Origin of the sequence: Flavobacterium mesophilum, from assembly GCF_039581405.1 — a bacterium.
GTDB lineage: Bacteria > Bacteroidota > Bacteroidia > Flavobacteriales > Flavobacteriaceae > Flavobacterium.
Genome location: NZ_JBCPXZ010000002.1, coordinates 402,558 through 416,612, shown reverse-complemented (window position 1 = coordinate 416,612; position 14,055 = coordinate 402,558). Strand labels below are relative to the sequence as shown.

The window sequence follows — 14,055 nt, the reverse complement described above, 5'->3', positions numbered from 1 at the left end:
ATCAATAAAAATGATTTTAATTAACGATAAAAATTCACAGATGAAAAATAAATTATTAATATTAGGTTCGGTTTTAGCGCTTGCATTAAGTAGCTGTACAGGTGACTTTGAAGATATAAATACCAACGATAGTGGTTTTAGCAACGAACAATTAGAGCAAGATTTTAATCAGGTAAAAGCACCTCTTAAAACGATGCAAAGAGGAATGTATATCTTGGTTGCTGATGATTGGCAGGGAGATATTCAATTTAACTTGAATGCCGATATCTTTTCAGGATACATGGGAACTCCACACGATTTTGAAGGAAACGCAAACAACTCAACATACGCTCTTTTAGATGGATGGAATGGTGCTGAATGGGTTCAGAAGTATCAAAAAGAGATGGTTAATGCTTATAACCTTGAGAAATTAACTAAAGATAAATATCCTCAATTCTATGCTTGGTCACTTATCTTGAAAGTTTATGCAATGCATAAAACTACAGATTATTACGGACCAATCGTATATTCAGGTTTTGGAAACGCTGATGGATCAACTCCTTACGATTCTCAAAAAGCAGTTTACGATCAGTTTTTTGCGGAGTTAAAAACTGCAATTGATATCTTAACTCCAAAAGCGGCAGACGCAAGTGCAACATTTTTTGCTGGAGGCGATGCTACAGACGGAACTACAGCAGGTGGAAATATTCAGAAATGGGTGAAATTTGCTAACTCTTTAAGATTACGTTTAGCATTACGTATTTCTAACATTGATCCTGTAAAAGCAAAAGCTGAAGGAGAAGCAGCTTTGACTGGTTTAGGCGTAATCACTTCGAATGCTGATAACATGGCTTATCTTGCTGAGCACCCAGTTAAAACGTACACAGGTCCTTGGGCAGATATTAATGCAGGAGGAGCAATCACTTCAATCATGAATGGTTACAATGACCCAAGAAGAGCTACTTTCTTCCACACTGGTACTGGAGGAGTTTATCAAGGTATCAGAATGGGAACTATCGTAGATGCTAACTATAGAACTGCAAAAGCAGATTTATTCTCTAAAGTTGGACCAATCGTAGAAAACAATATGATTCCTTGGTTTACTGCAACTGAATCTTATTTCTTGAAAGCGGAAGCTGCATTAAAAGGATGGAATGTTGGTGGATCAGCTAAATCATTCTACGAAGCTGGAATTGCAGTTTCATTTGCTCAATTAGGTGCTGGTGATGCTTCTGCTTATATTGCTGATGATACGGCAATGCCTGCAAACTTTACAGATCCATTAAATGCAGCTAACAATATTGCAGCTCAAAATTTAGTAACAGTAAAATGGTCTGATGCAGCTACAAATGAAGTTAAATTACAAAAAATTATCACTCAAAAATGGATCGCAATCTTCCCTGACGGACAAGAAGCTTGGGCTGAAACAAGAAGAACTGGATATCCAAAATTATTCTTGCCAGCAAACAACTTCTCAGGAGGAAAAATTCCTGCTGGAACATTTGTAAGAAGATTGAATTTCTATGTAAATGAGAAAACTTCTAACCCAACTGGTTATGCACAAGGGGTTCAACTTTTAGGAGGGCCTGATACTGGAGCAACAAGACTTTGGTGGGATACTGGAGTTAATAAATTCTAAGAAAACATAAAAAACGAAAAGAATTTAAGTTTGGTTAGTAATTGAAAAGTGGTATAAGTAACGAGAGTTGCTTATACCATTTTAAAAGCCAAAATTGTACATACCAAAAAAAGAAAAAAATGAAAAGTGCTTTAGAAATAAAACCTGATATCAGTTATAAAAGCGCCGGTAAATTTGAAGAGACAAGATTTGAAAAAATTCACAACGAGATCTTCAAAAGCTCTGCCGAAGCGTCCATCATTGTAGCGCAGGAAATTGCTCAGTTAATCAGATCGAAGCAGGAAAAAAACAAATCTTGCGTACTAGGTCTGGCAACGGGTTCTTCGCCAATAAAAGTGTATGAGGAATTAGTAAGAATGCACAGAGAAGAAGGGCTAAGTTTCAGTAATGTAATCACTTTTAATTTGGATGAGTATTATCCAATGTCAAAAGAAAACAATCAGAGCTATCATTATTTCATGCATCAGCATCTTTTTAATCATATTGATATCAAACCTGAAAATGTCAATATTCCAGATGGTACAGTTGCAATCGATGAATTGAATCAATACTGTATTGATTATGAAATGAATATCAAACAGGCTGGAGGTCTTGATTTTCAATTATTGGGAATTGGACGTACAGGTCACGTTGGTTTTAATGAGCCGGGTTCACACGTTAATTCGGGAACACGTATTATTACTTTGGACCATATCACTAGAGTCGATGCATCATCAGATTTTAATGGTATAGACAATGTTCCAAAACGTGCAATCACTATGGGAGTTTCAACCATCATGAGATCAAAACGTATTGTATTGATGGCATGGGGGCAAAACAAGGCCGATATTATTAAAAGAACTGTTCAAGGTGATATTAGCTCAGAAGTTCCTGCTACATTTTTACAGAATCATCCAAACGCTACTTTTGTTTTAGATCAATCAGCAGCGTCTGAATTGACTCGTTTCAAAACGCCTTGGCTTGTTGGTGAATGTATTTGGACACAAGAATTAAAAAGCAAGGCGATTGTTTGGTTATGCCAAAAAACAAAACAATCGATATTAAAATTGACAGACCGCGATTACAACAATAACGGAATGTCAGATCTTTTGGCACAAGAAGGTTCTGCTTATGATTTGAATATCAATATGTTCAATGTGTTACAGCACACCATTACAGGATGGCCTGGAGGGAAGCCTAATACAGATGATTCACATCGTCCGGAAAGAGCAAATCCTGCTAAAAAGAGAGTTATTCTTTTCAGCCCACATCCAGATGATGACGTGATTTCTATGGGAGGAACTTTTTCAAAATTGATAAAACAGGGCCATGATGTTCATGTTGTTTACCAAACTTCTGGCAACATTGCCGTTACAGATGATGAAGCGCTGAAATTTGCTGAAGTAGCTAGCGATTTTGTTGGAGAAGGTAAAACAGATATCAATTTCAAAGCAGTAATAGATTTTCTAAACAATAAATCAGAAAACCAAATTGATTCTCTTGAAGTTCGAAAATTGAAAGGGCTTATTAGAAGAAGAGAATCTTATGGAGCAACAAGATATATTGGTTTAAAAGATGAAAATACGCATTTCTTAGATCTTCCTTTTTATGAAACAGGACAGGTAAAAAAGAATCCGCTTGGTCAAGTTGATATTGATATCGTAAAAGATATTATTGCCAAAATAAAACCGCACCAAGTATTTGCAGCGGGAGATCTTGCTGATCCGCACGGAACACATGAGGTTTGCTTGAATGCAATTTTCGCCGCAATGAAAGAGCTGAAGCCAGAAAAATATATGGATGATTGCTGGTTATGGCTTTACAGAGGAGCTTGGCACGAATGGGATATTCATGAAATTGACATGGCAGTTCCGCTAAGCCCATCAGAAGTATTGTTGAAACGTCATGCTATTTTATATCACCAGTCTCAAAAAGACCGTGTTATGTTTCAAGGAAATGACTCGAGAGAATTCTGGGTGAGAGCAGAAGACCGAAATAAAAATACAGCAGTTTTGTATGATGAATTAGGTTTGGCAGAATACGAAGCGATTGAAGCTTTTAAACGCTTTGATTATTAGGATTTAGATTCGGTGACCGAATCAATTACAGAATTCAGAATGATTTTATAGCGATTAGTGAGGTTCAATAGAAATCACTCTGAGTTTTGTTTTTATTATCAATTTATTGTTATCCTTGCGATAACATTTTCCAAAAACAATAAAATGAAATATTTATTAGTCTTACTATTTGCAGGTTTAACATCTAGTGCTCAAGTTCAAAAAGAGCAACTAAATTTAATGCCTTGGCCTCAAAGTGTTGTTTTAAACGAAGGCAATTTTACTTTAAACAAAAACTTTAAAGTAAATATTACTGGAAACCCAAATCCAAGAATTTTTGGAGGAGTTACTCGTTTTTTGCGTCGTTTAGATGGACGGACTGGTATGTTTTTCTCTCAAGGTTTTATTACAAAGTTAAATGAGGTTCCGTCAGCAGAACTTCAAATCAATTGTACTAAAAGCGGAAAAATTGGTTTGTATGAAGATGAAAGTTATCATTTAGATATCAAACCAAACAAAATTACAATCAACGCAACAAGCGATTTAGGTGCATTGCATGGCCTTGAAACTTTATTGCAAATGTTGCAAAACAATAATACATCATTTTATTTTCCGAATTCACAGATTTCTGACTTTCCTCGTTTTACTTGGAGAGGATTAATGATTGATGCTTCAAGACATTTTCAGCCAATTGATGTGATCAAAAGAAACATCGATGGATTGGCAGCAATGAAAATGAATGTTTTTCACTGGCATTTAGTTGATGACCAAGGATGGAGAATTGAAATGAAAAAACACCCGAAACTGATTGACAAAGCATCAGACGGATTGTATTACACACAAGAGGAAATTAGAAATATCGTAAAATATGCTGATGAACGCGGTATTTTAATAGTTCCAGAAATAGATGTTCCGGGTCATGGATCGTCAATACTTACTGCTTATCCAGAAATTGGCAGCAAAGTGATTACAGTGACTGGTGGAACTTCCGAAAAAAATATTCAAGGTACGGCAATTAGTACCTATGGAATTGAAAGAAATGCAGGTATTTTTTCACCAACATTAGATCCTTCAAATCCTAAAACATATCAATTATTAAGTGAGATTTTTGACGAGGTTTGCCCATTATTCCCAGGCGCTTATTTTCATATTGGGGGAGATGAAAATGAAGGGAAAGACTGGGATGCAAACCCAAAAATTCAAGAATTCAAAAAGAAGCACAATCTTGCAACAAATCATGAATTGCAGACCTATTTTACCATGCAGTTGGTGCCAATGTTGAAAAAACACGGCAAGCAATTAATGGGATGGGAAGAAATTTTGACAAAAAATATGTCAAAAGAAGCCATTATACATTCGTGGAGAGGAGCCAATGAAGGAATGGCTGCCGGACAATCTTTAATCGATGCGGTTAAAAAAGGATATAAAACAGTATTATCAAACGGCTATTATATCGATTTGATGTATCCAGTTGAAAGCCACTATTTGAATGATCCGATGCCAAAAGGAGCTAATTTGACTGCCGAAGAAAAAGCAAGAATCTTAGGTGGTGAAGCAACAATGTGGACAGAACTTGTATCGCCAGAAACGATTGATTCAAGAGTTTGGCCAAGAACAGCCGCAATTGCTGAAAGACTTTGGTCTGCAGAAGATATTGTTGATGTTGCAAACATGCGCAAACGCTTAGATGTTGTTTCATTCAGACTTGAGGAAGTGGGGCTGACGCATATTCGTAATAAAGCAGTAATCTTAAGAAATATTGCAAACAATCAAGATATCAGTGTTTTAAATGAATTCACGAATGTTTGTGAACCATTAAAGGGATATACAAGAAACAAAGGAGGAACAGAATATCAAATGTATTCTCCATTGACACTTTTTGCAGATGCATGTACAGCCGATGCTAAAGATGCAGTTGCTTTTAATGAAGCTGCAACACAATATGCAACAAATAAAACTCCAGAAAACAAAGCGAAAGTTACCGCATTTTTGACAAAATGGATTGCCTTAAATCAAGGATTAAATCAACTGAGTGCAAACGCGCCTTTAGTACAGCCGATTCTTCCTTTGGCAAAAAAATTAAGCGATGCTTCAGAGCAGGTTTTATTGTCTCTTGACAACAAATCGACTTTGAAAGCAGAAGATTTGAAAAAGTTAATTGAAGATTGCAACACAAAAGATTTCGCCGATGTTGAGTTGGCAGTGTATGCAGGTTTAAAGAAATTAATATGAAAATTTGGTTTGAATTAGTAGTGTTTGTTTAGTGCTTTATTTATTTATCTCTGCCAGCAATTTTCTGGCAGAGATAATTATGACTGTAATTCCAAAGTGCGACTACATAACAAAATCAAATTGTAAAATATAAGCCATGAAAATAATTATTAACCTTTAAAAACCAAATAAAAGAATACAATAAAACATGACAAAACTAGAGTATAGATTGATGATTAGTCCCAAATTTATCATTTGTATTTAAGATTAATTTTTTTTAAAAATTATAAATAAATATCAATCACTGCTATTTACTAATGATTATGAATGAATCAGAAATAGTAATATTTATCTATAGAATGTAATTTGAGTTTATTTCCAATCGACCGCGGGGCTCCAATCTGCAGTTGAGCGAAACCCAGAAGAGTATCTTCTGTGGCCCAATTATTTATTTTCTATTAACTAATATTAATTAACTATGAAACATTATTACAGATTACTCTTTTTGTTATTGTTTCCCTTACTAGCGTTGGCTCAACCAGCCCACGGAAAAAAGGTAGTGGGGTATTATGCGCAATGGTCTATCTATGCACGGGATTTCAACGTTCCGAAAATTGATGGAAGCAAAATTACGCATTTGAATTATTCTTTTTATGGGACAACCTATGATCCTGCCCATCCAGAGAATACAAAGTTAAAATGTTTAGATACGTATGCTGATTTTGAGCATATGGAAGGAGGTATTCCATGGGATGCTCCAGTAAAAGGAAACTTTTATGATTTGATGAAATTAAAAGAAAAGTATCCGCATTTAAAAATTTTAATTTCTGTTGGAGGCTGGACAAAAGGACAAGATCTTTCTCCAATTGCTGCAAGTCCTGTAGCAAGAGCGGCTTTAGCAGCAGATATGGCAAACTTCATTACTACATACCCTTTTATTGACGGTTTTGATATCGATTGGGAATATCCTCTTTCGGGCGGAACCGACGGTACAGAAATAGTAAACGGTGCGCCTGTTCCTCCGCAAAAGTACAGTCCTGATGACAACAAAAACTTGGTGTACTTATTAAAAGCCATGCGTCAGGCAATGCCAAATAAACTTATTACTATTGCCGCAGGAAACAATGTTAGAAACGTTTCTAAACAGTATTTAGGACCAAACAATAGATCGCAATACGGTATGACAGAAGATATTTCGACTTACTGTGATTATATTACCTATTTCGGATATGATTTTGGCGGAAACTGGTATGATAAAACCTGTTACAATGCTCCTTTGTATGCAAGCGGAAATCCAAATGATCCGTTGTATGGCGCAACGCAATCAGAATCATTAGACGAATTAACCAATCAATATTTAAACGTAGTTGGTTTCCCTGCAAATAAATTAATCATGGGATTGCCTTTCTATGGGAAAAAATTTGATAACGTTGCCGCAAATTCAACAAACGGATTATTTGTTTCCGCACCTAGATACGTTGTTGGAGGCTGTACAAATCCGCAAAATCCAACAGGGACTTGGGATGGTTCTGGAGCTTGTGAAAAATCAGGAAGTATCGAAATTTGTGATTTAGTTGGAAATCCTGTTACAAATTCACATGCTTATTTAGATCCAAATACAATGATGGTAACAGCATCTGCAGTATCTGCAGGATGGGTTCGTTATTTTGATAATACGACTAAAGTACCTTATTTATATAACGCTACTACAAAAGAGTTTATCTCTTATGAAGATAAACAATCAATGGATTTAAAAGTACAATACATAAAATCTAAAAACTTAGCTGGAGGTATGATCTGGGAATTATCTCAAGATACGAGAGGTGCAATTCCAAATTCATTATTAACTCAGGTTGATGCTTCTTTTGGAAGTGTTGTTCCGGGAACAGTAAGCATTGCGGGTTCTGTAAAAAATGGAGCCAATTTGGTTACGGATGTTACAGTTGAATTGCGTAATGCTTCTAATGTAGTGATTCAAACAGTAGTTTCTCAAACAGGAAACTTTACATTCAACAACTTAACTTCTGGACAAAATTATTCACTAACAGCGGCAAAAGTTTCTTATACTTTTGTGCCGGTTAGTTTAACAAATGTTACAGTTAATCAGACAGGAGTAACAATTCAAGGATCACAGCCAACTTATACTGTAAGCGGAACAGTCCTTAACGGAACAACTCCAGTTTCTGGCGTAACAGTTTCTGCAGTTTCTGGAAGTACAACTTTAACAGCAGTTTCAAATACAAGCGGAGTTTATAGCGTTGCAGGTTTAACTGCAGGATTAAACTTTACAGTTTCAGCTGCAAAATCTGGATTTTCGTATACACCAGCTTCAACGGTTTACAATGCAATTGATGCCAACAAAACGTTGAATTTCACTCAAGGAACAGCAGTTGTAAATTACACAGTAAGCGGAACAGTGCTAAACGGAACAACTCCAGTTTCTGGCGTAACCATTACAGCAGCTTCTACAGCAGGAAATGTTACGGCAACAACTAATTCAACGGGCGCTTATTCACTAACTTTAGCTTCTGGCGGAAATTATACGGTAACTGCAGCTTTAACAGGACAAACATTTACTCCAGCTTCAACGGTTTATTCGAATTTGAACGCTAATAAAACATTGAATTTTACACAAGATGTTGTAACAACGACAAGTAAAATTAGCGGAACTGTAAAGAATGGAACAACTCCTGTTGCAGGAGCAAAAGTAGAATTAGTTTTACCTTGGACAGATAATACACACAACTGGAAAAGCGTTATCGCAACGACAGATGCACAAGGAAAATACAGTTTTGATAATTCTGTTACAGATGGTTATACAACAGTTACCAGTTTAAAGTTAAATACATGGTCAAATGGAGAGGTAAATTATTACCCAAACAATTTGGCAAACTTTCCAGTTCCAACAACTCCAACTGTTTACAATTTCAATACAAGCTCAACGGCAAAAATGGCATTGGCAGCAGCCACAAACTTAATAAGCGGAACAGTTAAAAACGGAACAACTCCAGTTTCTGGTGCAAAAGTGGAAATTGTTTTACCATGGACAGATAATACACATAATTGGAAAAGTGTTCTGGCAACAACAGATGCATCAGGAAATTACGCTTTTGATAACTCAGTTGTAGCAGGTTATACGCAAATTTTAAGTTTAAAATTAAATTCATGGGAAAATGGTGATGTGACTTATTATCCAAATAACTTAGCCAATTTTGCAGTTCCAACAACGCCAACGATTTATAATTTTAATAGACAAGCGGTAGTTGCAACTAAGCCAGTGGTTACCATTACGGCACCAACAGCTTCGGCGATTGCTATAAATTTAGGATCAGCAATTAATTTTGTTGCGAGTGTGGGATTAAGTGCTTCGGATGCTACTACAATTTCATCTGTGGTATTTAGTTTAGATGGACAAAGCTTGAGTGCTACCAATTCTTCAGGAACTTATACAGCGGTTTGGACACCAGTAGGAAATCAGTTTTCGCTTTCTCATACTTTAACAGTTACAGCTACCGCATCAAATGGAACAACAGATTCAAAAACATACAGTTTTACATTAAATTGTTCAGGTGCAAACTGCCCAAATACATTACCTGTAATTACTTGGAATGCACCTTCAAATACTACCGTGTATCAAAATTCTTTCCAAGTTGTGCCAATTTCGGTTACAGCTACTGATAGTGACGGATCAGTTTCAGGTGTTACGATTACAATAAATGGCGGTACATTTAATATGACAGCAGGTACAAATAATACCTATACTTATAATTTTACGCCATCTGCTTATCAGGATTATCCAGTTGTAATCAAAGCAACCGATAATAGAGCTGCTGTAACAACATTAAACAATACCATTAAAATCGCTACGATAGGCACTAATAGATTCATTCCGCTTCCTTCTAAAATTATTTTAGGATATGCACATTCTTGGGAAAATACGTCTGCTCCATTTTTATATTTTTCTCAAATGGTAGGAAGCAAGTTTAACGTAGTTGATTATTCTTTCGTAGAAACAGTTAATCGTGATGGTTATACACCAATATTAACTACAAATGACAATAGATATTTGACCAATGGTGTTTTCAATAAACAATTGCTGAAAAATGATATTAAAGCTTTAAGGGATAGCGGAGTTCCTGTTATCGTTTCGATTGGAGGTCAAAATGGTCATGTTGTTTTAGACAATGTATCGCAGAAAAATATTTTTGTAAATGGTCTAAAAGCAATTATTGATGAATATCAATTTGATGGAGTTGATTTAGATTTCGAAGGTGGATCGATGAATTTTAACGCAGGAAATTTAAGAGATATTTCATACGCAGGTATTTCTGCTTATCCAAGATTAAAAAACATAGTTGATGCTTGTAAAGAGTTAAAAGCATATTATGGTCCTGGATTCTTATTAACTGCAGCGCCAGAAACACAATATGTACAAGGAGGATACACTACTTATACAGATACTTTTGGTTCATTCCTTCCAATTATTCAAAACTTGCGCAATGAATTGGATTTGTTAGCTGTACAATTGTATAATACAGGAGGAGAAAACGGATTAGACGGCCAATATTATGGTACAGCTAAAAAAGCAAACATGGTAACAGCCTTAACCGACATGGTAATAAAAGGATACAACATTGCTTCAACAGGAATGCATTTTGACGGTTTACCAGCTTCAAAAGTTCTTATTGCGTTACCAGCTTGTCCAAGTGCAGCAGGTAGTGGTTATCTAACGCCAACAGAAGGAATTAGTGCTATGAATTATTTAAGAACAGGAACTACTTTTTCAGGAAGAACATATACTATGCAACCAGGCGGACCATATCCTTCTTTAAGAGGTTTGATGACTTGGTCTGTAAACTGGGATGCATCTTCTTGTGGTAATTCATCTGAATTGTCAAATGCATATGCTGCTTATTTTGCTTCGCAGTCAGCGGCAAAAACATTAGCAGTTGAAGATATTTCTGTAAAAAGCACGACAACGATAGCATGTTTTAAAAACAATGCATTATCTGTTGCAAGCGAAAACGAAGAAATCGCTCAGGTGGATGTATTCAACGTTTTCGGGCAAAATGTAGTAAGTCACAGAAATAGTCAAAATTATAAAGAGATACTGCTTTATAATCAAAGTTTCTCATCAAAACAATTGTTTTTAGTTGTGGTAACTGATAAAGCAGGAAACAAAAAATCATTCAAAGTAATGAACTTTTTAAACTAAAGAATGATTGAAAATATAGAAATAAAAAGAAGGGACGGTTAAAATTGAGTTTGGTTATTTATTTTTTAGCTAATTTTTATTTCGAATAAATGCGACTTTAGGTAATTTGTTATTTGGTTTTTGCCTAAAGAAACGCATTATGAACCTGGTGATTTTATCGCCAGTTTTTTTTATTTCTTCTTTTTGAAATTTTGATTAATCCATTTATAAATAGGAATTCTATGTTTTAAAATGATTTTTAAAAGTGAAAAACGAAAGAAAGAGCAATCATATAGTATTCAAAAATACTATTAATGTCATTAGAATTTTGAGTAATTTTGGATTCAAATTATTACTCATTTCATGAAGAAGGTACTTACGATTGCATTTTTATTTTTATTTTTTGTTTCAGGCTTCAGCCAAAATAAATTCGGAAATTCGGAAGTTGATCCCATCCAAATTCAAAAAACGTTCACAGATTGGTCCGTTTATCAAAGCAGAAAAATAATGCTTTCTAGAGATTTTACCGCTTTAGATTCATCTTCAAAAGAAATTTCAAAAGAAGCTTTTTTGGATCAATTGGCAAATGGTAATTTCATTCCAATTCGATTGAAATCAGAAGCGAATATTTACGTTTATAAGCTATTCAAAATTCAGCCAAAAACCGATACAAGCATAAAAGCAACGATCAATCAAATTGGTTTTGATGCGTATAAAAACTTCAAGATGGAAGGAACTGCTTTTCCGCAATTTTCATTTAAAGATTTAAACGGAAATTTGGTTACCAATGAATCGATGAAAGGAAAAATCATCGTAATAAAATGCTGGTACATTCACTGCACGCCATGCATAAGAGAATTTCCTCAAGTAAACAAATTAGTGGAAGATTACAAAGACAGAAAAGACATTATTTTCATGAGTCTAGCCGAAGATTCTCCAGAACAATTAAAAACGTTTTTAGCGAGAAAACCACTGTCGTATTCTGTAATTCCAGACATGAAAGAATACATGAATAATGCTTTACAGCTGAATTCTTTCCCAACACATTTTATCATCAACAAAGAAGGAATTATTTCAAAAGTGCTTCCAAATTTTGAAAGTTTAGAAGTCGCTTTAGTGAAAGAAAGTAGATTGTAAAATTTTAAACCATATAAGTTCATATAAGAGATTATAAGTTTAGTCTTTGAAGGTGTAAATTGCAATTTTGAGTAATTTTTAAGAGCATTTAAATTGTAAGTTTAGTTTTAAATGAACTTATATTACTTATATGGTTAAAATAAAAACCTTAGCACCTTAGCATCTTTGCAACTTAGAACCTTTTTCACTACTTTTGCACCAAATTAATTAAAAAGACATTCATGTTAACAGTCAATAATTTATCAGTTCAATTTGGTAAAAGAGTTTTATTTGATGAAGTAAATACAACTTTCACTCACGGAAACATCTACGGAGTTATTGGAGCCAATGGTGCTGGAAAATCTACTTTTCTAAAAATCATTTCAGGTGATATGGACCCAACTTCAGGTCATATTCATTTAGAGCCAGGAAAACGTATGTCGGTTTTAAACCAGAACCACAACATGTTCGACGAACATACAGTTTTGGAAACCGTTTTAATGGGAAATAAAGTTTTGTATGCTGTTAAAAAAGAAATGGATGAGCTTTATTTAGATTATAATGATGCCAATGCGGATCGAATTGGAGAACTTCAAGTTCAGTTTGAAGAAATGAACGGATGGAATGCCGATTCTGATGCAGCGTCGATGTTATCTAACTTAGGGATCACAGAAGCAGATCATTATACTTTAATGAGCGATATGGAAGGAAAAATGAAAGTACGTGTGCTTTTGGCGCAGGCACTTTTTGGAAATCCTGATGTATTGATTATGGATGAGCCTACCAACGATTTGGATTTCGAGACAATCGCTTGGTTAGAAAACTTCTTAGCAAACTACGAAAATACTGTAATCGTTGTATCTCACGACCGTCACTTTTTAGATGCGGTTTGTACACATATTTCTGATATTGATTTCGGAAAAATCAATCACTATTCAGGAAACTATACGTTCTGGTACGAGTCTAGCCAATTAGCGGCAAAACAACGTGCACAGCAAAACAAAAAAGCAGAAGAGAAGAAACAAGAGTTGGAAGAATTTATTCGTCGTTTTAGTGCAAACGTGGCGAAATCGAAACAAGCTACTTCTCGTAAAAAAATGATTTCGAAATTAAACATTGCTGAAATCAAACCTTCAAGCCGTCGTTACCCTGCGATTATCTTCGATCAGGATCGTGAGGCTGGAGATCAGATTTTGAATGTTCAAAACTTATCTGCTTCTGTAGATGGTGAAGTATTATTCAAAGATGTTGATTTGAATATGGCGAAAGGCGATAAAATCGTTCTTTTCTCTAAAGATTCACGTGCAACAACTGCTTTCTACGAAATCTTAAACGGAGAACAAAAAGCAGATTCTGGAACTTTCGATTGGGGAATTACAACAAACCAAGCGTATTTGCCAGCTGAAAACCACAAATACTTCGAAAATGATTTAACTTTAGTTGACTGGTTACGTCAGTACGCTAAAACAGAAGAAGAGCGTGATGAGGTTTTCATTAGAGGTTTCTTAGGGAAAATGATTTTCTCTGGAGAAGAAGCTTTAAAAACATCTAGAGTTTTATCAGGAGGAGAAAAAGTACGTTGTATGCTTTCTAGAATGATGATGGAGCGTGCTAACGTTTTAATGCTTGATGAACCAACAAACCACTTAGATTTGGAGTCTATTACAGCTTTCAACAACTCTCTGAAAAACTTTAAAGGTTCTGTAATTTTCACAACGCATGACCACGAGTTTGCGCAAACTGTTGGTAACCGAATTGTAGAATTGACACCAAACGGAGTGATCGATCGTTACATGACATTTGACGAATATCTTGATGATGAAAAAATTCAAGAGCAAAGAAAAAAGATGTACAATCTTTAATATTTTAAATTCCAATAT

General features: G+C 35.1%; 6 protein-coding genes. All 6 read left to right on the top strand.

What is annotated here, in order from left to right; genetic code table 11:
• Window positions 1-40: 40 nt before the first annotated feature.
• The 6 genes from AAYQ19_RS06270 to AAYQ19_RS06245 all read left to right on the top strand — a co-directional run bounded on the left by AAYQ19_RS06270 (window position 41) and on the right by AAYQ19_RS06245 (window position 14,037).
• Complete coding sequence (locus AAYQ19_RS06270; RefSeq protein WP_343535036.1) at window positions 41-1,618, top strand: RagB/SusD family nutrient uptake outer membrane protein; 1,578 nt, start codon at window positions 41-43, stop codon at window positions 1,616-1,618.
• Window positions 1,619-1,737: 119 nt separating this feature from the next.
• Window positions 1,738-3,675: a glucosamine-6-phosphate deaminase gene (gene nagB / locus AAYQ19_RS06265; protein ID WP_343535034.1), complete on the top strand. Its 1,938-nt coding sequence runs from the start codon at window positions 1,738-1,740 to the stop codon at window positions 3,673-3,675.
• 144 nt (window positions 3,676-3,819) lie between these two features.
• Window positions 3,820-5,886: a beta-N-acetylhexosaminidase gene (locus AAYQ19_RS06260; protein WP_343535032.1), complete on the top strand. Its 2,067-nt coding sequence runs from the start codon at window positions 3,820-3,822 to the stop codon at window positions 5,884-5,886.
• Window positions 5,887-6,343: 457 nt separating this feature from the next.
• Window positions 6,344-11,080 (top strand): T9SS-translocated chitinase ChiA, encoded by a 4,737-nt coding sequence (gene chiA, locus AAYQ19_RS06255; protein ID WP_343535030.1) that lies wholly within the window; start codon window positions 6,344-6,346, stop codon window positions 11,078-11,080.
• A 342-nt stretch (window positions 11,081-11,422) separates the two neighbouring features.
• A complete protein-coding gene (locus AAYQ19_RS06250; protein ID WP_343535028.1) occupies window positions 11,423-12,196 on the top strand; it encodes a TlpA family protein disulfide reductase in 774 nt (257 codons plus the stop codon).
• Between the two features lie 221 nt (window positions 12,197-12,417).
• Window positions 12,418-14,037 carry an ABC-F family ATP-binding cassette domain-containing protein gene (locus AAYQ19_RS06245; RefSeq protein WP_343535026.1) on the top strand — a complete coding sequence of 540 codons (1,620 nt, stop codon included), beginning with the start codon at window positions 12,418-12,420 and terminating at the stop codon, window positions 14,035-14,037.
• Window positions 14,038-14,055: the final 18 nt, after the last annotated feature.

What these genes read in the sequence shown, in the direction of transcription:
- nagB (WP_343535034.1), top strand. Translation starts at nt 1,738, where the DNA reads ATGAAAAGTGCTTTAGAAATAAAACCTGATATCAGTTATAAAAGCGCC.
- AAYQ19_RS06270 (WP_343535036.1), top strand. Translation starts at nt 41, where the DNA reads ATGAAAAATAAATTATTAATATTAGGTTCGGTTTTAGCGCTTGCATTA.
- AAYQ19_RS06245 (WP_343535026.1), top strand. Translation starts at nt 12,418, where the DNA reads ATGTTAACAGTCAATAATTTATCAGTTCAATTTGGTAAAAGAGTTTTA.
- AAYQ19_RS06260 (WP_343535032.1), top strand. Translation starts at nt 3,820, where the DNA reads ATGAAATATTTATTAGTCTTACTATTTGCAGGTTTAACATCTAGTGCT.
- AAYQ19_RS06250 (WP_343535028.1), top strand. Translation starts at nt 11,423, where the DNA reads ATGAAGAAGGTACTTACGATTGCATTTTTATTTTTATTTTTTGTTTCA.
- chiA (WP_343535030.1), top strand. Translation starts at nt 6,344, where the DNA reads ATGAAACATTATTACAGATTACTCTTTTTGTTATTGTTTCCCTTACTA.